Annotated in this window: 24 protein-coding genes and 3 pseudogenes; 18 read left to right on the forward strand and 9 right to left on the reverse strand. The window is 56.7% G+C overall.

Translation table 11 applies throughout. The annotated features are described in order from the left end of the window. Nucleotides 1-57 precede the first annotated feature (57 nt). The 18 genes and pseudogenes from rplO (at nucleotide 58) to ACZ1HE_RS02780 (ending at nucleotide 16,070) form a co-directional block, all read left to right on the forward strand. Nucleotides 58-532, forward strand: a pseudogene (gene rplO / locus ACZ1HE_RS02695) (50S ribosomal protein L15). A gap of 108 nt (nucleotides 533-640) precedes the next feature. Next, a complete protein-coding gene (gene secY, locus ACZ1HE_RS02700) occupies nucleotides 641-2,005 on the forward strand; it encodes a preprotein translocase subunit SecY (protein WP_472619441.1) in 1,365 nt (454 codons plus the stop codon). Then, nucleotides 2,002-2,580: an adenylate kinase gene (locus tag ACZ1HE_RS02705; protein ID WP_472619442.1), complete on the forward strand. Its 579-nt coding sequence runs from the start codon at nucleotides 2,002-2,004 to the stop codon at nucleotides 2,578-2,580. The genes secY and ACZ1HE_RS02705 overlap by 4 nt, the downstream gene beginning before the upstream one ends. Before the next feature lie 208 nt (nucleotides 2,581-2,788). Then, nucleotides 2,789-3,148, forward strand: coding sequence for a 30S ribosomal protein S13 (gene rpsM, locus ACZ1HE_RS02710; RefSeq protein WP_472619443.1), 360 nt, complete (start codon nucleotides 2,789-2,791; stop codon nucleotides 3,146-3,148). A 15-nt stretch (nucleotides 3,149-3,163) separates the two neighbouring features. Then, nucleotides 3,164-3,553 (forward strand): 30S ribosomal protein S11, encoded by a 390-nt coding sequence (gene rpsK, locus ACZ1HE_RS02715; protein ID WP_085794095.1) that lies wholly within the window; start codon nucleotides 3,164-3,166, stop codon nucleotides 3,551-3,553. A 117-nt stretch (nucleotides 3,554-3,670) separates the two neighbouring features. Then, nucleotides 3,671-4,687, forward strand: coding sequence for a DNA-directed RNA polymerase subunit alpha (locus ACZ1HE_RS02720; protein ID WP_472619444.1), 1,017 nt, complete (start codon nucleotides 3,671-3,673; stop codon nucleotides 4,685-4,687). Between the two features lie 136 nt (nucleotides 4,688-4,823). After that, complete coding sequence (gene rplQ, locus ACZ1HE_RS02725) at nucleotides 4,824-5,243, forward strand: 50S ribosomal protein L17 (RefSeq protein WP_472619445.1); 420 nt, start codon at nucleotides 4,824-4,826, stop codon at nucleotides 5,241-5,243. Between the two features lie 111 nt (nucleotides 5,244-5,354). Beyond that, complete coding sequence (locus ACZ1HE_RS02730) at nucleotides 5,355-5,750, forward strand: YybH family protein (RefSeq protein WP_472619446.1); 396 nt, start codon at nucleotides 5,355-5,357, stop codon at nucleotides 5,748-5,750. A gap of 64 nt (nucleotides 5,751-5,814) precedes the next feature. After that, nucleotides 5,815-7,198 (forward strand): annotated as a pseudogene (locus tag ACZ1HE_RS02735) (trypsin-like peptidase domain-containing protein). A 3-nt stretch (nucleotides 7,199-7,201) separates the two neighbouring features. Beyond that, nucleotides 7,202-8,530, forward strand: a complete 1,329-nt coding sequence (locus ACZ1HE_RS02740) for a replication-associated recombination protein A (RefSeq protein WP_472619447.1) — start codon at nucleotides 7,202-7,204, stop codon at nucleotides 8,528-8,530. A 47-nt stretch (nucleotides 8,531-8,577) separates the two neighbouring features. Next, nucleotides 8,578-8,958, forward strand: coding sequence for a fluoride efflux transporter CrcB (crcB, locus tag ACZ1HE_RS02745; protein WP_472624325.1), 381 nt, complete (start codon nucleotides 8,578-8,580; stop codon nucleotides 8,956-8,958). Continuing rightward, nucleotides 8,955-9,998: an RluA family pseudouridine synthase gene (locus tag ACZ1HE_RS02750; RefSeq protein ID WP_472619448.1), complete on the forward strand. Its 1,044-nt coding sequence runs from the start codon at nucleotides 8,955-8,957 to the stop codon at nucleotides 9,996-9,998. Before crcB ends, ACZ1HE_RS02750 begins: the two co-directional genes overlap by 4 nt. Next, nucleotides 9,995-10,666: an HAD-IA family hydrolase gene (locus ACZ1HE_RS02755; protein ID WP_472619449.1), complete on the forward strand. Its 672-nt coding sequence runs from the start codon at nucleotides 9,995-9,997 to the stop codon at nucleotides 10,664-10,666. The genes ACZ1HE_RS02750 and ACZ1HE_RS02755 overlap by 4 nt, the downstream gene beginning before the upstream one ends. Before the next feature lie 3 nt (nucleotides 10,667-10,669). Next, nucleotides 10,670-11,377, forward strand: a complete 708-nt coding sequence (locus ACZ1HE_RS02760) for an ATP12 family chaperone protein (protein ID WP_472619450.1) — start codon at nucleotides 10,670-10,672, stop codon at nucleotides 11,375-11,377. Nucleotides 11,378-11,586: 209 nt separating this feature from the next. Next, nucleotides 11,587-12,603 carry an amino acid ABC transporter substrate-binding protein gene (locus tag ACZ1HE_RS02765; protein WP_472619451.1) on the forward strand — a complete coding sequence of 339 codons (1,017 nt, stop codon included), beginning with the start codon at nucleotides 11,587-11,589 and terminating at the stop codon, nucleotides 12,601-12,603. 129 nt (nucleotides 12,604-12,732) lie between these two features. Next, nucleotides 12,733-13,964, forward strand: a pseudogene (locus tag ACZ1HE_RS02770) (amino acid ABC transporter permease). 3 nt (nucleotides 13,965-13,967) lie between these two features. Next, a complete protein-coding gene (locus ACZ1HE_RS02775; protein ID WP_472619452.1) occupies nucleotides 13,968-15,266 on the forward strand; it encodes an amino acid ABC transporter permease in 1,299 nt (432 codons plus the stop codon). A gap of 12 nt (nucleotides 15,267-15,278) precedes the next feature. Beyond that, entirely contained in the window at nucleotides 15,279-16,070 is a 792-nt protein-coding gene (locus ACZ1HE_RS02780) for an amino acid ABC transporter ATP-binding protein (RefSeq protein ID WP_472619453.1), read from the forward strand. A gap of 47 nt (nucleotides 16,071-16,117) precedes the next feature. Here ACZ1HE_RS02780 and ACZ1HE_RS02785 read toward each other — a convergent pair whose 3' ends face one another. The 9 genes from ACZ1HE_RS02785 to yidC form a co-directional block, all read right to left on the reverse strand. Continuing rightward, the gene (locus ACZ1HE_RS02785) at nucleotides 16,118-16,615 is read right to left on the reverse strand and encodes a SixA phosphatase family protein (protein ID WP_472619454.1); all 498 of its coding nucleotides are present in this window, start codon (nucleotides 16,613-16,615) and stop codon (nucleotides 16,118-16,120) included. Beyond that, nucleotides 16,612-17,265 carry a ferredoxin gene (locus ACZ1HE_RS02790; protein ID WP_472619455.1) on the reverse strand — a complete coding sequence of 218 codons (654 nt, stop codon included), beginning with the start codon at nucleotides 17,263-17,265 and terminating at the stop codon, nucleotides 16,612-16,614. The genes ACZ1HE_RS02785 and ACZ1HE_RS02790 overlap by 4 nt, the downstream gene beginning before the upstream one ends. Further along, nucleotides 17,262-18,056, reverse strand: coding sequence for a sterol desaturase family protein (locus ACZ1HE_RS02795; RefSeq protein ID WP_472619456.1), 795 nt, complete (start codon nucleotides 18,054-18,056; stop codon nucleotides 17,262-17,264). Before ACZ1HE_RS02795 ends, ACZ1HE_RS02790 begins: the two co-directional genes overlap by 4 nt. 57 nt (nucleotides 18,057-18,113) lie before the next feature. Next, nucleotides 18,114-18,977 carry an acetylglutamate kinase gene (gene argB, locus ACZ1HE_RS02800; RefSeq protein WP_472619457.1) on the reverse strand — a complete coding sequence of 288 codons (864 nt, stop codon included), beginning with the start codon at nucleotides 18,975-18,977 and terminating at the stop codon, nucleotides 18,114-18,116. Between the two features lie 114 nt (nucleotides 18,978-19,091). Further along, nucleotides 19,092-20,501 carry a PepSY-associated TM helix domain-containing protein gene (locus ACZ1HE_RS02805; protein WP_472619458.1) on the reverse strand — a complete coding sequence of 470 codons (1,410 nt, stop codon included), beginning with the start codon at nucleotides 20,499-20,501 and terminating at the stop codon, nucleotides 19,092-19,094. A 74-nt stretch (nucleotides 20,502-20,575) separates the two neighbouring features. Beyond that, nucleotides 20,576-20,914: a DUF2946 domain-containing protein gene (locus tag ACZ1HE_RS02810; RefSeq protein ID WP_472619459.1), complete on the reverse strand. Its 339-nt coding sequence runs from the start codon at nucleotides 20,912-20,914 to the stop codon at nucleotides 20,576-20,578. A 23-nt stretch (nucleotides 20,915-20,937) separates the two neighbouring features. Further along, nucleotides 20,938-21,591 carry a ribosome biogenesis GTP-binding protein YihA/YsxC gene (gene yihA, locus ACZ1HE_RS02815; RefSeq protein WP_085794113.1) on the reverse strand — a complete coding sequence of 218 codons (654 nt, stop codon included), beginning with the start codon at nucleotides 21,589-21,591 and terminating at the stop codon, nucleotides 20,938-20,940. Then, on the reverse strand, nucleotides 21,588-22,328 hold the full coding sequence (locus ACZ1HE_RS02820; RefSeq protein WP_472619460.1) for an MOSC domain-containing protein: 741 nt from the start codon (nucleotides 22,326-22,328) through the stop codon (nucleotides 21,588-21,590). The genes yihA and ACZ1HE_RS02820 overlap by 4 nt, the downstream gene beginning before the upstream one ends. Further along, a complete protein-coding gene (gene yidC, locus ACZ1HE_RS02825) occupies nucleotides 22,325-24,145 on the reverse strand; it encodes a membrane protein insertase YidC (RefSeq protein WP_472619461.1) in 1,821 nt (606 codons plus the stop codon). Before yidC ends, ACZ1HE_RS02820 begins: the two co-directional genes overlap by 4 nt. Nucleotides 24,146-24,230: the final 85 nt, after the last annotated feature.

A 24,230-nucleotide genomic window follows, 5' to 3' on the forward strand; every position in this document is an offset into this window, starting at 1 on the left:
AAATGCCGTGGTTGGCCCACTCGCTTCGAGGGTCACATCCGGCTTAGGAGAAGCGAAATGAAACTGCACGAGTTGAGCGATAACGCCAAGCGCAACCAAAAAACGCACCCGCGTAGGCCGCGGTGTTGGTTCCGGCAAAGGTAAGACCGGCGGCCGTGGTATCAAAGGTCAGAAATCTCGTTCGGGTGTGGCCATCAACGGCTACGAAGGCGGCCAGATGCCTTTGTACCAACGTCTTCCCAAGCGTGGCTTCAACAAGCCGAACCGCAAGGAGTTCGCCGTTGTGAACCTGGGCCTGATCCAGAAGTTTGTTGATGCCAAGAAACTGGACGGCGCTGCGGCCATTACCGAAGACGCGCTGATCGCGTCCGGTCTGGTTCGCCGCAAGCTGGACGGCATCCGCGTTCTGGCAAAAGGCGAAGTGACCGCCTCTTTGAACATCGAAGTAACCGGCGCATCGAAAGCTGCTGTTGAAGCAGTCGAAAAAGCGGGCGGTTCACTTAAAGTCACAAAAGCTGCTGCGGCAGAGTAAGCGCTTGTGAGCGGCGCTTAAGCCGCTTACATAGTCGCATGAGTTTTCCATGACGCCGCCCGAGCCGGAAGACGGTTCTGGGCGGTGTTTTCATAAGAGAGACCGATAATGGTATCAGCAGCAGAACAAATGGCGGCCAACACAAGCTGGTCCGCCCTTGGCAAAGCCACCGATCTGCGCAACCGCATCCTGTTCACCCTGGGTTTGTTGATCGTTTACCGCCTGGGCACCTTTATTCCGGTGCCAGGTATCGACGGCGTAGCCCTGCGTGAGTTCATGGAGCAAGCGGGGCAAGGCATCGGCGGTATGGTTTCGATGTTTACCGGGGGCGCGCTTGGGCGCATGGGTATCTTTGCCCTTGGCATTATGCCCTATATCTCGGCATCGATCATCGTGCAGCTGCTGACGGCCATGGTTCCCCAACTTGAGCAACTCAAGAAAGAGGGCGAGCAGGGCCGCAAGAAGATCAATCAATACACCCGGTTTGGTACTGTGGCGCTGGCTACCGTGCAGGCCTATGGCCTTGCCGTATCGTTGGAATCGGGTGATCTGGCCACGGACCCGGGCCTGTATTTCCGATTCTCGACCATGATTACGCTGGTCGGCGGCACCATGTTCCTGATGTGGCTAGGTGAGCAGATCACCGCGCGCGGCATCGGCAACGGCATCTCGCTGATCATCTTCGTGGGCATCATCGCCGAAGTCCCTGCTGCTCTGGCACAGTTCCTGGCCTCGGGCCGTTCGGGGGCCCTGAGTCCCGCCGTGATCATCGCTGTGATCCTGATGGTCATCGTGACCATCACTTTCGTGGTGTTCATGGAACGCGCCCTGCGCAAGATCCACATTCAATACCCGCGCCGTCAGGTTGGGATGAAAGTCTATGATGGTGGTTCGAGCCACCTGCCAGTCAAAGTGAACCCAGCAGGCGTTATCCCTGCGATCTTTGCAAGCTCGCTGCTGCTGTTGCCGGTGACCATCTCGACCTTCTCGCAGGGCACGGCTAATGGTCCGATCATGTCGTGGTTGCTGGCCAACTTTGGCCCAGGTCAGCCGTTGTATCTGCTGTTCTTCGTCTCGATGATCGTGTTCTTTGCGTATTTCTATACGTTCAATGTTTCGTTCAAACCCGATGACGTTGCGGACAACCTGAAGAACCAGAACGGCTTTGTTCCCGGTATCCGTCCTGGTAAGAACACCTCCAAATACCTGGAGTATGTGGTCAACCGCGTGCTGGTGTTGGGTTCGGCCTATCTGGCACTTGTCTGTGTTCTGCCTGAAATTCTGCGGGGCCAGTTCGCAATTCCGTTCTACTTCGGTGGTACCTCGGTACTGATTATCGTTTCTGTCACGATGGACACGATTCAGCAGGTACAAAGTCACTTGCTTGCGCATCAATACGAAGGGCTCATTGAAAAGTCCCAACTGCGTGGCAAAGGTAAGAAACGCGGCAGGAAGGGACCCGCTCGTCGATGAACATCATTCTTTTGGGCCCGCCGGGTGCGGGCAAAGGCACTCAGGCGGGGCACTTGGTTGCCACCCGCAACATGGTACAGCTGAGCACCGGCGATATGCTGCGTGACGCAAGAAGCAGCGGCACCGAAATGGGCAAGCGCGTTGCCGAGGTCATGGATAAGGGCGAGCTGGTCACAGACGAGATCGTCATCGGTTTGATCCGGGAAAAGCTGGAACAGGGTGCCGACGGTGGTTTCATCTTTGATGGTTTCCCCCGGACGCTGGCGCAAGCTGATGCCTTGGGTGAGCTGTTGGCCGAAAAGGGCGAAAAGCTCGACACCGTCATCGAGATGAAGGTGGATGACGAAACGCTGGTACAACGCATTGTTAACCGCGCTGCCGAAGCTGTTGCGGCAGGCAAAGAAGCGCGCGCTGACGACAACGAAGAAAGCGTGCGCATCCGGCTGATGGAATACTACAAGAAAACGGCTCCGCTGATCGGCTATTACCACGCCAAAGGTCTGCTGACGGATGTAGACGGCCTGGGCTCGATCGAGTCGGTTCAAGGTGAGATTGGCGCTATTCTGGACGCCTGAATTCATATGGGCTTGACCCTGACGGGAAAAGCCCATATCGACCCCTATCCCTATGGGAATCAACCGCGCACGCGGGATTCGTTTTGTGTGCAAGGACTACCTCAAATAATGCTGGACCCTCTGGCGACACTGCCAAGGTAAAGCGTTGTGAAAAAAGGTTCTGGAGTTACGGAACCGCAACGAAAAGGAAAGTGACACGTGGCACGTATTGCTTAGCGTAAACATCCCGACTGCAAAGCGGGTACCAATCGCCCTTACATATATCACCGGTATCGGTAACACTTCGGCAGCAGCAATCTGCGAAGCCGTTGGCATTGAAGCGTCTCGTCGCGTCAATGAACTGTCGGATGCCGAAGTTCTGAAAATCCGCGAGCACATCGACGAAAACTACACCGTCGAAGGTGACCTGCGTCGCGAAACTCAGATGAACATCAAGCGTCTGATGGACCTGGGCTGCTACCGCGGTCTGCGCCATCGTCGTAACCTGCCCGTTCGCGGTCAGCGTACCCACACCAACGCTCGTACTCGCAAAGGCCCCGCAAAGGCCATTGCCGGTAAGAAGAAATAAGGGAGGGTTTGATCAATGGCACGCGATAAGACTCGTACCAAGAAAAAAGAGCGTAAGAATATCGCTTCGGGCGTAGCCCACGTGAATTCGTCGTTCAACAACACCAAGATCCTGATCTCGGACGTACAAGGCAACGCCATCTCGTGGTCGTCTGCCGGTACCATGGGCTTTAAGGGTTCGCGGAAATCGACCCCCTACGCTGCTCAGATGGCTGCAGAAGATGCAGGCAAAAAAGCACAGGATCACGGCGTGAAAACGCTGGAAGTCGAAGTTCAGGGCCCTGGTTCGGGTCGTGAATCGGCTCTGCGCGCCCTGGCTGCAGTGGGCTTCAACATCACGTCGATTCGTGACGTGACGCCGATTGCTCACAACGGTTGCCGCCCGCCGAAGCGCCGCCGCGTCTAAGCGACACAAAAATTTCGCTGGGGCTGTGTATTTCTGCACGGCCCCAGTCCGTCATTTTAAACCTCGGGCGTCTGCACCTTTCCGGACATGGGGCGCAGACAGGAATGGAGGGACAACATGATCCATAAGAACTGGGCTGAACTGATCAAGCCGACCCAGCTTGACGTAAAGCCGGGCAACGACCCTGCACGTCAGGCGACAGTCGTGGCCGAGCCGCTTGAGCGTGGCTTTGGTCTGACATTGGGCAACGCCCTGCGTCGCATCCTGATGAGTTCGCTGCAAGGCGCAGCGATCACCAGCGTTCAGATCGACAACGTTCTGCACGAGTTTTCCAGCGTGGCTGGTGTGCGTGAAGACGTCACCGACATCATTCTGAACCTCAAAGGCGTTTCCTTGCGTATGGAAGTCGAAGGCCCCAAGCGCCTGTCGATCAATGCCAAGGGTCCTGCAGTTGTTACCGCCGGTGACATCAGCGAAAGTGCTGGCATCGAAATTCTGAACCGTGATCACGTGATCTGTCACTTGGATGATGGTGCCGATCTGTTCATGGAACTGACGGTCAATACTGGCAAAGGTTATGTCTCGGCTGAAAAGAACAAGCCCGAGGATGCCCCTATCGGTCTGATCCCGATCGACGCGATCTACTCGCCGGTCAAGAAGGTTTCGTATGACGTTCAACCGACCCGTGAAGGTCAGGTTCTGGACTACGACAAACTGACCATGAAAGTGGACACAGACGGTTCGATCACACCGGATGACGCCGTAGCTTTTGCAGCGCGCATCCTGCAAGATCAGCTGTCGATCTTTGTCAACTTCGACGAGCCTGAAGCGGCTGGTCGCCAAGACGAAGACGACGGTCTGGAGTTCAACCCGCTGCTGCTCAAGAAAGTGGACGAGCTGGAACTGTCTGTCCGTTCGGCAAACTGCCTGAAGAACGACAACATCGTCTATATCGGCGATCTGATCCAGAAGACCGAAGCCGAGATGCTGCGCACCCCGAACTTTGGCCGCAAGTCGCTGAACGAGATCAAGGAAGTGCTCTCGGGCATGGGTCTGCACCTTGGCATGGACGTCGAGGACTGGCCGCCGGACAACATCGAAGATCTGGCCAAGAAGTTCGAAGACAACTTCTAAGGTTTCGGAAGGGGCTTCGGCCCCTTCCATCAATGCCCGGACTGCCGGGGACAACATGGGCAAATCCGCCCCAAGGTGAATGGCTGACACGCATCGGCCATCGGACAAAGCAAAAGCTAGACGAAGGAACTACAAAATGCGTCACGCACGTGGATATCGCCGCCTGAACCGTACTCATGAGCACCGTAAGGCGCTCTTTGCGAACATGGTAAGCTCGCTGATCGAGCACGAGCAGATCAAAACAACTTTGCCCAAGGCAAAAGAACTGCGCCCGATCATCGAAAAACTGATCACCCTGGGCAAACGCGGTGACCTGCACGCTCGTCGTCAGGCCGCAGCACGCCTGAAAGAAGACCAGTATGTTGCGAAACTGTTCGACATTCTGGGCCCTCGCTACAAGGATCGTCAGGGCGGCTACGTCCGTGTCCTGAAAGCAGGCTTCCGCTACGGTGACATGGCCCCGATGGCAATCATCGAGTTCGTCGACCGCGACGTCGATGCCAAAGGCGCCGCTGACAAAGCACGCCTTGCTGCCGAAGAGGCCGCAGAAGACTAAAGGGTACCGGAACCTATCCGTTTCCTAGACCCCCGCTCGAACGAGCGGGGGTTTTTCGTTGGGAACACACAATGATCGTGTTACGAGGAAGGAAACGGCAGGAGATTGCGAATGTCGGTTCGAGAGCGAGTTGAACAAAGAATTCGAGACTACATCGAGGCGTACAACGATCGTAAGCTCACGGAAGTCATGTCGATGTTTGAAGGACGCGCGGAAATCTATACGCCATACAGCATGGCCGCGGTTGGGACAGACCAAATTCGAGCCGTCCACGAAACGTGGTTCCAACATAATGTCAAATACACGTCAGTCGAGATCACGTCATTTGAAGAAAAAGGCGAAGCTGTTCACTGCTCCGTATCCTATGACTTGGTTTACCCTGACAGGACTGAAGACGAGCGGTTGGAAACTGGAACGTCGGTAAATGTGCTTGTGAAAAATGCCAATGGCACTTGGATGTTTCTGAGCTCGAGCATCCAGCCTGCGCGGGCAAAATTGAACGATTGACAGGTTGCAATCCGAAGGCTCGCCTCGCATACCATCGCCAAGTTCAGGTCTCTCCGGAGTTCGTATGTTCCGTACAACCCTTTTTGTTCTGTTGATAATGACAGCAAACCTTGCTGGCGCCGAGACGCGTGTGCCGACTTCGCACTCGGAAATTTCCATGGGATTCGCCCCGGTGGTCAAGCGTTCGGCGCCTGCAGTTGTCAACATCTATGCCAAGATCATTACAAGCGGGCAGGCAAACCCGTTTTTCTCAGATCCGTTTTTTAGGGACTTCTTTGGCGGCTTTTCAGCGCCGCAGCAGCGAGTCCAAAACTCGCTCGGATCAGGTGTCATTCTTACCGAAGATGGGTACGTGGTTTCAAATTACCATGTTGTCGGGATGGCATCGGAGATTCAGGTGGTGACCACGGATCGGCGTGAATTCTCTGCGACGGTGGTTCTGGGTGACGAAGAAAGTGACATCGCGATCTTGCGTCTGGATGAGGCTATGGATCTGCCATCGCTGGCGCTCCGCGATTCCGATCAGGTTGAGGTCGGCGAGCTGGTGCTGGCCATCGGTAACCCGTTTGGTGTCGGGCAAACCGTCAGCAGTGGGATCGTATCCGGATTGGCGCGATCGGGAGCTGCGACCGGTAAGGCACGCGGATACTTCCTCCAAACGGACGCTCCGATTAACCCCGGCAACTCGGGCGGGGCGCTGATTGACGTGAATGGTGACTTGATTGGCATCAATACCTCGATCCTCAGCCGTTCTGGTGGTTCGAACGGGATCGGTTTTGCCATTCCAGCAAATCTGGTGCGAGAATTCCTGCGCCAGGCGCGTGAGGGCAATGAGTATTTTGTGCGCCCTTGGGCGGGTATCGCAGGTCAACCTATGAACGCTGATATTGCGGATCTCGCTCGGCCTCAGTTTGCCAGAGGGAGTCGTCATTTCGGACATGCACGCAGGCAGCCCACTTGCAAAGGCTGGTTTCAGCGTAGGGGACGTGGTCACTCATGTGGACGGTGACTTGGTAAACTCTCCGTCTGAAATGATGTTTCGCATGTCGGTGACCGGTATTGGCGGAATGTCCACGATGACCCGCTTGCGTGATGGAGAACGTGACGAGTTGAGTGTCCAGATGATAGAAGCACCGGATGAACCGCCTGCCGACGATATCACACTGGATGATCGAACCGTTCTACCCGGCCTTGTCGTAGCGCGGGCTAACCCAGCAGTGATCGCCTATATGGGTTTGCCGCTGTCCACCAAAGGCGTAGTTGTGGTTGACCCCGGTCCCTATGGCACCCGCGCGGGCCTGCAGCACGGCGACATTGTTGAGGGGATCAACGGCGAGTCGATGGATACGACCCAAGACATCCGTCAGGCGCTGACCGAGACCGGTCGATGGGTGCGATTGGATCTGCAGAGGCGGGGCCAAAAACTGTCATTGCGTTTCCGTCTGTGATCCATGGCTGATCTGTTTGACACGGGCTCTGAATCCAGGATCGACGACGATGTTGCGCCGGATCGTCATCGCCCGTTGGCGGATCGCCTGCGTCCACGCTCTCTCGCCGAAGTAATTGGGCAGCAGCAGGTTTTGGGACCGGACGCGCCTCTTGGGGTCATGCTGTCCTCGGGGAGTTTGTCGAGCCTGATTTTCTGGGGACCGCCGGGTGTTGGGAAAACAACCATTGCCCGGTTGCTGGCGGACGAAAGTGACCTGCATTTTGTTCAGATCAGCGCGATTTTCACCGGCGTGCCGGACCTCAAGAAGGTGTTCGAGGCCGCTAGGATCCGGCGTCAGAACGGTCAAGGCACGCTGTTGTTCGTGGATGAAATTCACCGTTTCAACAAGGCGCAGCAAGACGGGTTCCTACCACATATGGAAGATGGCACCATCCTGCTGGTTGGGGCGACCACCGAAAACCCCTCGTTTGAATTAAACGCCGCTGTGCTGAGCCGTGCTCAGGTCATGGTACTGGAACGTCTGGGCAAAGCGGACTTGGAGGCCCTCACTCAACGCGCCGAGGCGGAGTTGGGACGAGACTTGCCGTTGCTTTCCCCGGCGCGATCAGCGTTGCATGACATGGCGGACGGGGACGGGCGCGCTTTGTTGAACCTGATCGAACAGGTGGCGGCGTGGAAAGTGGATGCCGATCTGGACACCGACGCTCTGTCGTCCCGTTTGATGCGCCGCGCTGCCAAATACGACAAATCGGGCGAAGAGCATTACAACCTGATCTCGGCCTTACACAAATCGGTGCGTGGATCGGACCCGGACGCCGCGCTCTATTGGTTTGCCCGGATGCTGACCGGGGGCGAGGACCCGCGTTATCTCGCACGGCGGATCACCCGGATGGCGGTCGAGGATATCGGGCTGGCCGATCCGCAGGCGCAGACCCATTGTCTGCACGCTTGGGAAGTTTATGAGCGTCTTGGCAGCCCCGAGGGTGAGTTGGCCCTAGCACAAGCCCTAGTCTATCTGGCCCTTGCTCCGAAATCGAACGGAGCATACGTGGGCTACAAGGCAGCCATGCGGCTGGCCAAGAAATCGGGGTCCGAGCCGCCACCGAAACACATCCTTAATGCGCCTACGTCGTTAATGAAGGAACAGGGGTATGGTGCGGGCTATGACTATGACCACGATGCCGAGGATGGATTTTCGGGCCAAAACTATTTCCCCGATGGCATGGAACGGCCCGAGTTGTATCAACCGGTCGAACGTGGGTTCGAGCGCGAGCTGAAGAAAAGACTGGAATACTTTGCCAAGCTACGCGCGCAGCGCAATGCGGATTGACGTCCACAAAACTTGACATCCCCCGCGCGGCGGGCGAAGGGAGCGCCATGTTTTCTTCGGTTCTACATGTGGCGCTTGGTGGCGCGATCGGGGCGTCGCTCCGGTATCTGACGGGCGTGGGCGTTCTGCGCGCGTTTGGCCATCAGGAATTCCCAATCGCCATTCTGACCGTGAACGTCATCGGCTCGTTTCTGATGGGCGTTTTTGTGGTGACCGCCGCGCACAAGGGGCTGACGCACCTTAATCCGTTGGTGGCGACGGGGATCATGGGTGGGTTCACGACGTTCTCGGCGTTTTCGTTGGAAGCGGTGAGCCTTTACGAGCGCGGAGATTTGGGCCAGGCGGCATTGTATGTGGCGCTATCCGTTGGCTTGTCGATTGCGGCACTGATGTTGGGCCTGATCTTGGCCAGAGGAGTATGGGCATGAGCGGAGTACAGATGATCACCGTGGCCGAAGGTGATGGTGACCAGCGCATTGACCGTTGGCTGCGCCGCCTATTTCCGCATGTCAGCCAGGGCCGTATCGAAAAGATGTGCCGTAAGGGCGAATTGCGGATTGACGGCGGTCGGGTCAAGGCATCCAGCCGAGTCGAGGTCGGGCAGGTCGTTCGCATCCCGCCGTTGCCTGCGACAGATCAGAAACCGGCTGAACATCGCCCTCGGATCAAAGAGGCAGACGCCCGGATGATCCAAAATTGTGTGATCTATCGCGACGATCACGTGATCGCGCTTAACAAACCTGCGGGCCTACCGGTACAGGGCGGCAGCGGACAAACGAAACATGTCGATGGCCTGGCAGAAGCATTGCGCTTTGGGTTGGATGAAAACCCTCGACTGGTACACCGTTTGGACAAGGATACATCCGGTGTTTTGGTTATGGCGCGCACCCGCGAGGCGGCCAAGGGGCTGACCGCCGCATTCCGTCACCGCAACACGCACAAAATCTATTGGGCGTTGGTAGCGGGTGTTCCGACGCCTTACTTGGGTGAGATCAAGACGGGCCTGGTGAAGGCGCCGGGCCATGGCAAGCACGGTGAGGGTGAAAAGATGATCCCGATCCATTCGCGCGACGTGGATGACACTCCGGGAGCCAAGCGAGCGCATACGCTTTATGCTACGCTTTATCGGGTTGCGAGCCGTGCGTCTTGGATCGCGATGGAACCGGTGACAGGTCGTACCCATCAGCTGCGGGCGCATATGGCTGGCATGGGACATCCGATTATTGGCGACGGCAAATACGGCGGTTCGGGTCAGGAAAACCTAGGCGACGGCTGGGGCGCACAATTGGGCGGCATCATCAGCAAAAAGCTGCATCTGCACGCGCGCACCTTGAGCTTTGAGCATCCGATCACGCGCAAATCGGTCACGGTTACAGCCAAACTGCCACAGCATATGAAAGACAGCTGGGATACCTTGGGGTGGACCGAGGATCTGGCCGCAGACGATCCGTTCGAGGAACTGCGATGACCGCTGATCTACGGCTGATCCTCTTTGATGTGGACGGCACGCTGGTCGACAGTCAAGCGGCGATTGTTGGATCGATGACGGCAGCCTTTGAAGAGGCTGGTGTGACGGTTCCGGTGCGACAGGCAATCTTGTCGATCGTCGGTTTGTCCCTGCCACAGGCGATGGCGCGTTTGGCACCCGAGCAGGGTGAAGATGTTCAAGCGCAATTGGTGCAAGGGTACAAAGACAGTTATCGCGATCAGCGACTGGCGCAGGGGGCAGCTCATTCGCCGTTGTATCCTGGTGCGTTGGAAATGCTCGAAGTGCTGCATGCGGTGCCTGAAAACCTGTTGGGCGTCGCTACTGGAAAATCCAAACGTGGCCTTGATGGGTTGATCGAGGCACACGGGATGGAGCGTCTATTCGTGACCCAGCAGGTGGCTGACTTTCACCCTTCGAAACCACATCCAGCGATGATCCATGCCGCAATGGATGAGGCTGGCGTTGAACCCGCCAACTGCGTGATGATCGGCGACACCAGCTTTGATATGGATATGGCCGCCGCTGCGGGCGTGGCTGGGATTGGGGTCAGCTGGGGCTATCACAACCCATCGACCCTGACTTCGGCACACACAATCATTGATACATTCGACCAATTGCCCGGAGCATTGGCACAAATCTGGACCTGAGACATGAGCGACTGGAAACCAAAACGTTTTTGGAAAGATAGCAGCGTTGTAGAGGCTGACGATGGTTTCACGGTTGAACTGGATGGGCGTCGTCTAAAGACACCAGCAAAGACGAGCTTGATCGTTCCGACTAAAGCCATGGCGCAGGCCATCGCCGAAGAGTGGGACGCGCAAGACGGCGAGGTTGATCCCACGACCATGCCGTTCATGCGTTCGGCCAATGCGGCTATCGACAAGGTGCGTATCCAACATGCCGAAGTCGCAGACATGCTGGCGGCGTATGGCGATTCGGATTTGCTGTGTTATCGTGCCTCGCACCCGCAGGAATTGGTCTTGCGGCAGGACGAAGCCTGGTCTCCCGTTCTGGATTGGGCCGCTGATCGCCTTGGCGCACGTCTGGAACCTGTGTCCGGCGTCGTTCACGTGCCACAATCCGACGACGCGATCGCCAAACTATCTGCTCAAGTCCATGCACTGGGCCCATTTCACCTTGCTGCCTTTCATGACTTGGTCAGTTTGTCTGGTTCTTTGATTCTGGGTTTTGCCGCCGCCAAAAATTGGCGCGAAGCCGACGAAATCTGGCGCATTTCGCGTGTGGATGAGCTTTGGCAAGAGGAGCAATGGGGCTCTGACGAGGAAGCAGTTGAACACGCAGAGATAAAGCGGAGATCCTTTTTACACGCTAAGCGGTTCTTTGATTTTTCAGGTTAATCTAGCAACCGCAGCGATCCTGGCATGACGCAAGGTCAGCTGAAGCCGTCAGATCATTGATTTCTATGATCCTACTCTTGACGTTTGTTGATGATTGCGCCCAAACTTGGCCCCACTAAAGGGGAGATCCCTTTTGGTAAACGTTCCGGCACAAACTCATGCCGGTCGAACCGCCCCACAAAGGGGTGGAAAATCAGGAAGAGGTAAAAATGAAAAAAACCGTATTTTTGGGCGCGTTCACCGTCGCCGGTCTGGCAGCAGCTGCTGCAGCAGCGGGCACGATGGATGACGTCAAGGCACGCGGCAAACTGAACTGTGGCGTGACCACAGGTCTGGTTGGCTTTGCGGCGCCGGATGCAAATGGGGAATGGAAAGGTTTTGACGTGGCTGTGTGCCGCGCCGTTGCGGCCGCTGTTCTGGGTGATGCCAGCGCAGTCGAGTTCGTGCCGACCACCGGTAAGACACGCTTTACCGCGCTGGCTTCGGGTGAGATCGACATGCTGGCTCGTAACACCACATGGACCTTCTCGCGCGACGTGGACCTGAAGTTCGAATTCACTGGTGTGAACTACTACGACGGTCAGGGCTTCATGGTTCCCAAGGAACTGGGCGTTTCGTCGGCTAAGGAACTGGACGGCGCGACCGTCTGCATCCAGACCGGCACCACAACCGAGCTGAACCTGGCGGACTTCTTCCGCTCGAACAACATCAGCTACGAGCCGGTTCCGATCGAAACCAACGCTGAAGCGCAGCAGCAGTATCTGGCTGGCGCATGTGATGTTTACACCACCGACGCCTCGGGCCTGGCCGCGACACGTGCCACCTTCGAGAATCCCGGTGATCACGTCCTGCTGCCCGAGATCATCTCGAAAGAGCCTCTGGGTCCGCTGGTTCGTCACGGTGACCACGAGTGGGGCGATGTTGTTCGCTGGACTCTGAACGCGCTGATCTCGGCCGAAGAGCTGGGTATCACTTCGGCAAACATCGGTGAGATGGCAGCCAGCACCAACAACCCGGAAATCAACCGTATCCTGGGCACCGAAGGTACCCTGGGCGAGATGCTGGGTCTGGACGCTGAGTGGTCCAAGCGCGCGATCGCAGCCGGTGGTAACTACGGTGAGATCTTTGCTCAGAACATCGGCGAAGAAACCCCCATCGGTCTGGCACGCGGCCTGAACGCTCAGTGGACCGAAGGCGGCCTGCTGTACTCGCCGCCGTTCCGCTAATACACCAAACGAAAGGGCGCGAGAATTCTCGCGCCCTCTTCGTATCCACAATAATGCTGCGGACTGTTGCGGAGCGGGGCCAACCCCGACGGGACCAACAGGTATCGCAAGCCACGGGGACCCCATAATATGTCAACTTTGACCGACCCACCTAATGCTGGTTTTCGGTTGTCCATGTTGTTCAACGATACGAGGTATCGTTCACTGACATTCCAGGTCATTGCAGCCATCGTTCTTGCGCTGTGCATCTGGTATCTGGGCAACAACCTAATCCAGAACCTGCGTGCCGCAGGGCTGAACATTTCTTATAGTTTCCTCGGCGATCCCGCCGGTTATGACATCAACCAGCGACTGATCGACTATGATAGCCAGTCTTCGCACGCGCGCGCAGCACTTGTTGGTGTTCTAAACACGCTTCTTGTGGCCTTTCTTGCCTGTATCACCGCAACCGTATTTGGCGTGATTGCGGGCGTTCTACGCCTGTCCAACAATTGGCTGGTGGCCAAATTGATGGCGATTTATGTCGAGATCTTTCGGAATATTCCAATTCTGATTTGGATCATCATCATCTTCACGATCATGACGGCTGTGATGCCGGGGCCAAGAGCTTTCCGGGGCGATGATGCGACATCCAGTATGTTTCTGGACCTCTTTGCCTTCACCAACCGGGGTGTCTATATCCCGATGCCTTGGTTTGAAAACGGCCTGTTTGCTTCTGCCGCAATGAACTGGGGACTGGTTCTGGCTGGATTTTTCTATCATGGTTCGTGTCAGGCCGTGTCACGACCTGGGCAAATCAAAAACAGGAAGAGACCGGTGAACGCCCTAAGACGCTGTTGCTTAAGTTGGCGATCTGGTTTGTCCCTTTTGCCCTGTTGATGCTCATCATGGGCCTAGCTTGGGATGTGCCTGCTCTCAAAGGCTTTAACTTCAAAGGTGGTATCAAAGTCGGTGGGCCATTGATTGCACTTTGGTTCGCGTTGTCGATCTATACTGGTGCCTTCATCGCGGAAAACGTGCGTGCGGGTATTCAGGCGATTTCAAAAGGACAGACCGAAGCAGCCGCTGCCCTTGGTTTGCGTCAAGGACGGATCATGAATCTTGTTGTCCTGCCGCAAGCGTTGCGGGTGATCATTCCACCGTTGATTTCGCAGTACCTGAACATCACCAAAAACTCGTCGCTGGCGATTGCGGTGGGGTATGCGGACATCACGGCGACCCTGGGTGGCATTACGCTGAACCAGACCGGTCGGGCCATTGAATGCGTTCTGCTGTTGATGTTGTTCTATCTGACGGCATCGCTGACGATCTCGACGGTGATGAACATCTACAACTCTTCCGTCAAGCTGAAGGAGCGCTGAGCCATGGCTGATCAAACAACCAACTCCGTCGCTTTTGTTGCTGATGGAAACATCCCTGAATCTCCGCCACCGGCGAATGAAACAGGGGTGGTCAAGTGGCTGCGTGACAACTTGTTTTCCGGCGTTACAAACTCGATCCTGACCATCTTGGCGTTGATCCTGATTTATCTGCTGTTGAAAAACACGCTGCCGTGGATCCTGAACGGGGTGTGGAACGCAAATTCTCTGGCGGAATGTCGCGAGATCTTGGCGGGCAAGACAGGAGCCTGTTTTGCGGTTTTGACCGAACGTTGGCCGCAGTTGATCTATGGGTTCAAATATCCTGTGGATGCTTACTGGCGCCCGAACGTTGCCTTTGTATTGATGCTGGCTGCGTTGGCTCCGGTGCTGTTCTTTGATCTACCGCGTAAGCTATTGATCATTACGGCCGTGTATCCGTTTGTGGCCTTCTGGCTGATCTGGGGCGGGACTATCCTGGTGCCCCTGGTTGCGCTGCTTGGCTGTGTTGCGGGTGGCTTCGTCTTTCAGAAGGCTGGCAAGAGCAGCTTTGCAGCTGGTTTCTTTGGGGGCATCGTGGCTGCTCTGGTTGTCTGGCAAGTGGGTAGCTGGCTGATCCCTGAAGGAGCTTCGGAAAACGCTATGCTTACCGCCGTGCCAAGCCGGGATCTGGGGGGCTATATGCTCAACATGATGCTTGGCTTGACCTGTGTGTCGCTGTCTTTGCCTTTGGGCATTGCACTGGCCCTTGGCCGACAGTCGAGCATGCCGTTGATAAAATGGATCAGTGTTGTCTTCATCGAATTCGTTCGCGGCGTGCCTCTGATTACGCTGCTGTTCGTCGCTTCGGTGATGCTGGCCTATTTCTTCCCGCCGGAAAGCACAGTTGACCTGTTCCTGCGTGTGGTGATCATGATCACAATGTTCTCGTCTGCTTATATCGCAGAGGTGATCCGTGGTGGTCTCGCAGCCTTGCCCCGTGGGCAGTATGAGGCCGCAGACAGTCTTGGTCTGGACTACCCTCAGGCCATGCGACTGATCATCCTGCCGCAGGCAATGAAGATCTCGATCCCGGGTATCGTGAACGTGGCGGTGGGGCTGTTCAAGGACACCACACTTGTCTCGGTTATCTCGATGTTCGATCTGGTCGGCATGATCCGTGGGCCCATCCTTGCGTCAACCGAATGGAACGGCGTCTATTGGGAACTCTGGGGCTTTGCTGCACTGGTCTTCTTTGTCGTCTGTTACGGCATTTCTCAATACTCACAGTGGCTCGAGCGTCGTCTCGCCACCGACCACCATTAAGGAGTTCAAACGATGTCTGAACTTATGTCTGACCGCGAGATTGATCGCACGAAAATGCAGGTGAGCGACGAAGTCGCCATCGAAATCAACAACATGAACAAGTGGTACGGGTCGTTTCACGTGCTGCGCGACATCAACTTGACCGTCAATCGGGGCGAGCGGATTGTTATCGCGGGCCCGTCGGGTTCGGGTAAGTCCACCCTGATCCGCTGCCTGAATGCTTTGGAAGAGCACCAACAGGGCAAGATCGTTGTGGACGGCACCGAGCTGTCGAATGACCTGAAGAACATCGACAAGATCCGGTCCGAGGTTGGGATGGTGTTCCAGCACTTTAACCTGTTCCCGCATCTGACAATCCTGGAAAACTGCACACTGGCCCCGATCTGGGTGCGCAAGACGCCCAAGAAAGAGGCCGAAGAGCGTGCGATGCATTTCCTGGAGAAGGTCAAGATCCCCGAGCAAGCGGATAAGTATCCCGGCATGCTTTCAGGTGGTCAGCAGCAGCGTGTGGCGATCGCCCGCTCGCTGTGCATGATGCCGCGGATCATGTTGTTCGATGAACCGACATCGGCGCTGGACCCCGAGATGATCAAAGAGGTGCTCGACACCATGATCGAGCTCGCCGAAGAAGGCATGACTATGCTCTGCGTGACGCACGAGATGGGTTTTGCCCGTCAGGTGGCGAACCGCGTCATCTTTATGGATGCGGGTCAGATCGTGGAACAGAACGAACCCGAAGAGTTCTTTAACAACCCACAGTCGGACCGGACCAAGCTGTTCCTCAGCCAGATCCTAGGTCACTAAGGGTACATGTCAGAACATGAAAAGGGCGGGGATTTCCTCGCCCTTTTTCATTCCAGGAGTTGCCGTGGAATGATGAAATCCTGAACGAGCCCGCTGTGCCAATCAACCTCGTCCCATTTGGGAGCATCAAAGGTCATGATGGTGGTGGCGCAGGTCGGGTAGTCATGGAAGCGGTCGGCATTAGGCGGTGCCTGCGCTATCAGACCGGCAAATTCCGCCATGCCCGGATTGTGCCCCAACAACAGTACGGTCTGCCCAGTTGCATGGTTCAACATGTTCAGGATTTGCTGCGCAGATGCGTGATACAGATCGTCTGTAAACGTCGTCGTACGCGCCGTCAGGGCCATACGCTGATAGGTTTCGCGGGTGCGATGCGACGAAGAGCTGAGCACCTGATCCGGCAATACGCCCTTTTTCTTGAGCCAAATCCCGACCGCCTCGGCGGAAGCGCGTCCACGCTTGTTCAGAGGGCGGGCATGATCAGGCAGGCCAGGATCACCCCAGCTGGATTTTGCGTGCCGTGTCAGGATCAGGGTCAAGGTCATGATGGATGGAAGGCTCTCATGTGATGGGCGGTTTGTGCTCGGCTGCGTCCGGCGCCTGCGCTGACAGGGCAAGCCAGTCGCGTGGCGCAGCCTTGGGTCAGGCAAGTCTGTCCGGCTGCGGTGTTCAGATAGTTGTGGCAGCTGTCGACGTCATAGAACGACTGCGCGTTCAGGGCTTCGACCGGGCAGGCGGTGGCGCAAGGGGCGGGGCAGTCAGAGCAAGGAGACGTGTTCGAAGGGGTGGGGATGTCAAATTCGTGCTCAAAATGCAGTGCACCCCGGAATGAGGTCAGCATGCCGACAGTGTCATGCACCAAGGCGCCGACTGGGCTGGTAAATGTGCGCCCTGACTTAAGCGCCCAGTCGATAAACGGCGTGTAGGGCGGGCCGCCAAAAGGGAAATAGGCCGTTGCAGTCAAATCCTGCGCTAAGCCATGAACCGTCCTGGTTGACCATCTGTCGATGGGGTGGGGGTGTTCGTCAGTCCACTCAGGTGAGGTCTCGAACTTGTCCCAAAACGCACTCGCTGTGCCGAGCAGGATCAGGGTTCCACCGTCTAGTTGCTTGGCTTCGCTTTCACGTGGGTGCTGTGCCCCCATGACGATGAGACCAGCCGCATGGGTCGCCGCCTCAACTTGGACATAGTTCACTTGCGCTGAAAGGGGAGCATCAGGCTCCAGCTCAGGTGCGCGGGGCAATCGTCCTGCCATTCCAGTCCCACTGTCATTTGGTCATGCCCTTGCTCTGGCTGCGCGACATAGGTGCCGAACATGCGGTCCCAGATCGACAGGGCGAACCCATAGTTGCTGTCATGTTCACGCCGATGCACCGAATGATGAACCCGGTGCATGTCCGGCGTCACCAGAACCCTACGCAGCACGGCATCCAGAGCAAGAGGAAGTTTCAAGTTAGAATGATTGAACAACGCCGTCCCGTTGAGCAGAATTTCAAAAACTAGCACGGCTAATGCACTCGGCCCCAGCAGATAGACCAACCCGATCTTCAGGAGCATCGACAGAGCGATCTCAACTGGGTGGAAGCGAACGGCGGTTGTCACATCCATGTCCCGATCCGCGTGATGGACCCGGTGCAGTCGCCAAAGTAGAGGTACCTTGTGGGTGATCAGGTGTTGCGCCCAGATTGCAAAGTCCAAAACGAGCACGCAAATGATCAACTCGATCCACACTGGCCAGTTGAGGGCGTTGAACAGGCCCCAACCCTGTGTTTGCGCATCCCAAGCCGCCCCAATCGCGAGCAGGGGCAATATGGCCGCCATCAGGCGCAGGGTGAGCGTGTTCAGAAGGGTAATGCTTAGATTGGTGCGCCACCGGCTTGCTCGCGGCAAAGCACGCGGGCGGCGGGGCACAGCGGCCTCGGCCATTGCACAGACAGCGAACAGGGACACAAACACGACAAAACGGATGGGGATCTCATGCTCCATCCCATCACATTCCGGCAGCAATATGTGTAATGCAAGCCAGAACGCGACACGAGTGCGTCAGTTGGGGCGGATCATCGAGCCTGCACCGTGATCGGTGAACAGCTCCAGCAGAACACAGTTTTGCACCCGACCATCGACGATAGTACAGGCCCGCACACCGTTGCGAACAGCGTCTAGTGCGGTTTCTGTCTTGGGAATCATGCCGCCCGCGATTACGCCGCTTGCGGTCATCGCCTCAACGTCATCAGCGGTGAGTTCGGTGACAACGTCGCCTGCGGCGTTCTTTACACCGGCCACATCGGTCAGCAACAGCAGACGGTCGGCTTGCAGGGCCGAGGCGATGGCACCTGCAGCGGTGTCGCCGTTGATGTTGAAAGTCTCACCATCCAGACCTGCGCCCAAGGGAGCAATCACCGGGATCACATCCTTTTCGAACAGATCATGCAAGATTTTGGGGTTCATCTGCGATGGCGTGCCGACAAAACCAAGCGAGGCGTCGGTCTGATCGCAGGTGATCAGGTTGGCGTCCTTGCCTGACAGACCAACGGCGGTGCCGCCTTGCGCGTTGATCGCCTGCACGATGCGCTTGTTGACGACGCCGGATAGGACCATCTCAACCACTTCGACGGTGGCTGCGTCGGTGACGCGTTTGCCGTTCACGAACTCGGACTGGATATCCAGTTTTTTCAGCATCGCGTTGATCATTGGGCCGCCACCGTGCACGATCACCGGGTTCACGCCGACTTGCTGCATCAGAACGATGTCACGGGCGAAGCTTTCCATCGCTTCGTCGCTACCCATAGCATGCCCGCCAAGCTTGATAACGACAATCGCACCGTCATAGCGTTGTAGGTATGGTAGGGCACTGCTGAGTGTGGCGGCGGTCGCAATCCAATCGCGGTTCATGTTCTGCTTCTTCATCGTCAAGGTCCCTTTGGGCAACCGTGTTAGGGCCTTTGACGTCATAAGCCAAGCTGGGATTGATCCGGATTGGCCCGCCGCGACGGTGACACACCGCCGCGACAGGGTATTGGGTTAGCTAAGGGCGCGTTTCATTGCCGGGATGTTGCCCAAGATCAGCAGGTCGAACGTCAACACCACTAGCAATGTTAAGCCAACCAACGGAAACGCCATCGAAGTAAACAGCCCGACCAGAACGGCCCCTTTCCAGAACGGTAGATCCGCAGGCAGCGGAGGCGCGGCCAGACGCCCGGCGCGAGAGGGACGACGTTTGACCCACATGACCACGCCTGACACGCAGACAAAGATCACTGACAGGCAAAACAACGTATTCAGAACAAAGTTCCACGTGCCCATCAGCCCCATGTGGAACGGGATGCCAAGCGCCATCACCTTACCCATCACCGAATAGTCGTCATAGCGCACATCAGCCAGGATCTTTCCGGTGTATTGGTCCACATGCACGGTCCGATCCGTGGTGGGTTCATCAGAATCACTGCTCATGGAATCGCGGTTCAGGGTCCAAACGCCGTTGTCACCGTTCGGGAAAGCGACGCGGAACCGCCCTTCCATTCCCAGCGACAGTCCAAGCGCGACCAGAGTGTCGATGTCGACTGTCTGACCTGTGGGTACACCGGTTGCACCCACATCCGAGCCGGATGCGGGCATAGGGGTCTGTTCCAGCGCCCATGGCACGTCGTTCTGGGCGCCGTGGTTCATGCTGGCGTGGATGTCGTCAGACAGAGGCACGTTGTCCCATTTCTCGGCTGGGAAGCTGCTCCAGGGCTGCACGATCATCCCGCCCCAGATGCCGGTCCAGGATAGGCCTGAGATCAGGAAGACCACCAGCAGGCCCGACATCCAGAAACCGATGACCGCATGCAGCGATTTCCACAAGGCACGGCCCTGAGCGCGCAAGTTTGGCACAAAGGCTGCCATGGTATTGCCGCGCGGCCACCACAGGTAAAGGCCGGTAAAGACCAGAACCAAGCTTAGGCCCGCCGCGATTTCCAGCAACCGATCCCCCGCATCGCCAATCAGCAGGGTCGAGTGGATGTTATCGGCCAGATCATACCAGCCTGTACGCCGGTTCCATGTGTCCACCACAGCGCCGCTGTAGGGGTCTACAGCGACCATACGCTGACCGGCATCGCCCTTGACGCGGAACACAGTGGCCAAGGTGTCTGATTTTGGTCCGATCCATTCAACCACCGAACCCGGCACATGGGTGGTCACGATGTTTGCTTGCTCAGAGACCGGTAGGGCGACCTCGCCTCGTTCGACCGCGATCTTCTCACCGTCACGGCCGTCGTATTGTGTGATGAACATCATCATCAGGCCGGTAACAGCAAGGATGATCAGGAACGGGATAACAAAGAGGCCAGCATAAAAGTGCCATCGCCAAGCGGCGAAATAGAATTTTTGTGCAAAGTTATCAGGGTTTTGGGTATCGCCCATGGGTGTGGTGTTGGTGTTCAACGCCATTGAATTCTCCATACCGGAACGGGCCTTGTGCAGTGAGCACAGGCCATCATGTTTGTTTGGGTGTTCTCGAAGGTTTAGGAGAGTGCGGGCGGTCCGCGTGCATCGTAGCGCCAGTGAAAACCGGCCGAGCGATGCGTGAATTCGGCACGAGTCCAACGGGCTTGCGCCGGGAAGGTCAGGGGCAACGGTCCGGTAAAGGCAAGTTCTATGGCACCCTCAAATGCCCCGGCAAAGGGGCAGGGCATGCGCTCGTCGCTGTTCCGGTGTTCCGGCGCGTCCTCACTCAGGTCAACCCAGGTTTCTACCGGACCATCACCGGTACACAGTACCAGCAAGATCCGACCGTCATCAGCAGTTGCAGGCATCCAGCCCTGCGGGATCGCGCTGGTCAGCGCCACCGCGAGCAGAGCCATCAATCCTGCAAACCGGGCAAAGATCATTCCAGTGTCGCAATCACCGATCGCAGGGTTGAAATGCCGTCACCCTTTTCGGACGAGGTCAGGATGATCTCGGGGAAGGCCGCGGGGTGTTTGGACAGCGCTCCGCGTACCTGTGCCAGAATCCGTTCGCGGTCCTTGGCCTTGACCTTGTCGGTCTTGGTCAGGACGCACTGAAAGGTCACGGCGCTGGTGTCGAGCAGCTTCATAATCTCATCGTCCACTGGCTTGACCCCATGGCGCGCGTCGATCAGCACAAAGGCGCGGCGAAGCGTCTGACGACCGCTGAGGTATTGCTTCAGCAGCCGTTGCCATTTTTCGACAACCGGCAGCGGCGCATTGGCGTAGCCATAGCCGGGAAGATCCACCAGATAGAGTTCGGGGCCTTGGGTGAAATAGTTGATCTCTTGCGTGCGGCCGGGTGTGTTTGACGCGCGCGCCAGGCCCTTGGTGCCGGTCAGCGCGTTGATCAGGCTTGATTTTCCGACATTTGACCGGCCCGCAAAACACACCTCAATCCGATCTGCGGGGGGCAGACCAGACATGGCGACAACGCCTTTTACAAATTCGGACTGCCCGGCAAACAGCTTGCGCCCACGTTCGATGGTGGCGGTGTCAGGAGTTTCAACCTCGGGGAACGGAAGTTGTGTCATAGCAAAGTTACCTTGTCTCCAACGGACAGTTGTCCGCCTTGTACAACCTCGGCCCGGACAGAGAAATCCTGATGACCCCAATGGGACAATGCGCCCAATGTATCGGCGTCGCGGACACCGGTGTCAGGGTTTGCAGCGGTGGACATGCAACGGTCAGTGGGTTCTTTGACCCGAAACACAACCTCGCCGATCTTAACGTCACGGCCCATCCAGTCGAACTCCTGCCATTCAGGAACTTGATCAAACCAGATGTTGCCGCGCCATCGGTGGATAGACAGGTCCTGTCCCATGTGGCGCTCTACCGCGCGGTGCGAGGACATGTTGCACAATGTTACCGAGGGAAAGTCACTGTCGGTCATGCCGCGATTTGGCACGCGAACCAATCGGGTCGACGCTGCGCGATCTGTTGGCATCAAAGGCTTGACCCAGTCCAGAAAGGCTTGGGTTTCAGTTTCGGGGTCAAACTCGAAGTCAGGGCATGTAGGATGCGACAGGGCAATGCGCCCGTCGTTAAGCGTCTGGCACGTGATGGCCATCAACTGTGCCACTTTGGATACGCGATTGAAATTGGCGCAGGGCACCCATTTGGACCCGTCGGCCTTGGACTGCTCATGCGCAACCGCCCAAACGCGATCCCCGGGCATGGTCTGCCCGGGGCTGAAAGTTGCCTGCTGCACCGTCTCTCGACCGTGGCTTTTGATGGGATGCCGCCAGAGGCTGGTGACGAAACCGGTCATTTCTGATCCGGTTTCGGCGACTTCTTGAATGATGACTTGATGTTGCCAAACACGTCCGGTTTATAGCCTTGGGTGCGCATGATCAGATACTGTTGCGTGAATGTGATCGTGTTGTTTGCGATCCAGTAAACCACCAGTCCGCTGGCAAAGCTGCCCAGCATGAACATGAACACCCACGGCATCCAAGCAAAGATCATCTGCTGGGTCGGGTCAGTGGGCGCTGGGTTTAGTTTCTGTTGCAGCCACATCGAAATACCCAGAAGTAGCGGCAGGATGCCGATGAACACCAGCGCCATGATCGATTCCGGTGCTGGACCACCCCGGGGCAGCCAGCCAAAGCCATTCATGATCGATGTCGGGTCAGGCATGCTCAGGTCTTGGAACGGACCGAACCAAGGGGCCTGTCGCAGTTCGATGGTGACAAAAATCACTTTATACAACGAGAAGAAGATCGGGATTTGCAAGAGGATCGGCAGACAGCCCGCGGCCGGGTTTACCTTTTCCTTCTTATAAAGCTCCATCATGCCCTGCTGCATCTTCTGACGATCGTCGCCAGCGGCTTCTTTCAGGGCCTCCATCTGCGGCTGAAGTTCCTTCATCTTCGCCATCGAGACGTAGGACTTATAGGCCAGTGGGAACAGGATCGCCTTGATGATCAGGGTCAGGCCGATGATCGACCAGCCCATGTTGCCGATCAGCTTATTGATCTCGTGTAGCAACCAAAAGATTGGCTTCGTCAGAAAGAAGAACCAGCCCCAGTCAATGCTGTCGATGTATCCTTGGATACCGGTGCGCTCATAGTTTCGAATGGTTTCCCACTCTTTCGCGCCTGCAAAAAGTTGAGTGGAAACTTCGGCAGTTGCACCGTCGGCCACCGACATGGTCGGCAGAACGGTTTCAGTCTGGTAGATTTTTCGACGCTCGTCGTACTTTGCGGCTGCTTTGAACTTGCTGCCGGGTTCGGGGATCAACGTCGTCATCCAATAGTGGTCTGTAAATCCGATCCAACCATTTTCTTGAACCTGAAAGACTTCGGCTTGCGCACCCTCGTTGGGATCAACATCAAAGTCGCGCACGTCGCCGTAAGAGATTTCTTCAAGTGTGCCGTCTGTCATGCCGACGACGCCTTCGTGCAGGATAAAGAAGCTCTTTAGGCCGGGCAGATCCGCATCCTCGCCGATACCATGGCGGGCAAGAATGCCATAGGGGGCCATACTTGCGGTAGCGCCAGAATTGTTGGTCACCGACTGTGTCACCGAGAACATGTAGTTGTCGTCAACAGAAATCTCGCGGCGGAAGGTCAGGCCATTGGGGCTATTCCAGATCAGCGTGACCGGTGTTTCGGCCGTCAGAATTGTACCATTTTCCAGCGCCCAGTTTGTGTTGGCACCGGGAACATCTTCAGGGGACACGCCAGTACCAGGCGCCCATCCATACAGAGCGTAGTAAGCAGAATCCGATCCAAGCGGATAGAGAACCTTTTCAATTGGAGCACCCGGCTCAATCGAAACCCGGTAGTCCTTGAGTGACAGATCGTCAATTCGTCCGCCTTTCAAGGAAATGCTACCCGTCAGTCGAGGTGTTTCGATATCGATACGTGGCGCTTCCTCGGCGTCTTCAGCCTGAGCGTCAATCGCGTTGGTCGCTGTTGCATCAGCGGCTGCGGGAACATTCGCCACCGAGCTTTCGGGTGTGGTAATCGCAGTATCGTCTGCAGGCGTGGTTGGTTCTGGTGGGGGAAACAGCACGAACCAGACGAGGATCACGAGAAAGCTGAGAGCAGTTGCCAGAATTAGATTCTTGTTCTGATCGTCCATCGGGGACAGCCACCTTGTGCATTTGAAGACAGGGTGGGTTCAACAGAGTGCGAGTGCAAAGGTCAAGCGGAATCGCATTTCAAAC

The organism is Falsiruegeria sp. JB4-1 (assembly GCF_055693495.1).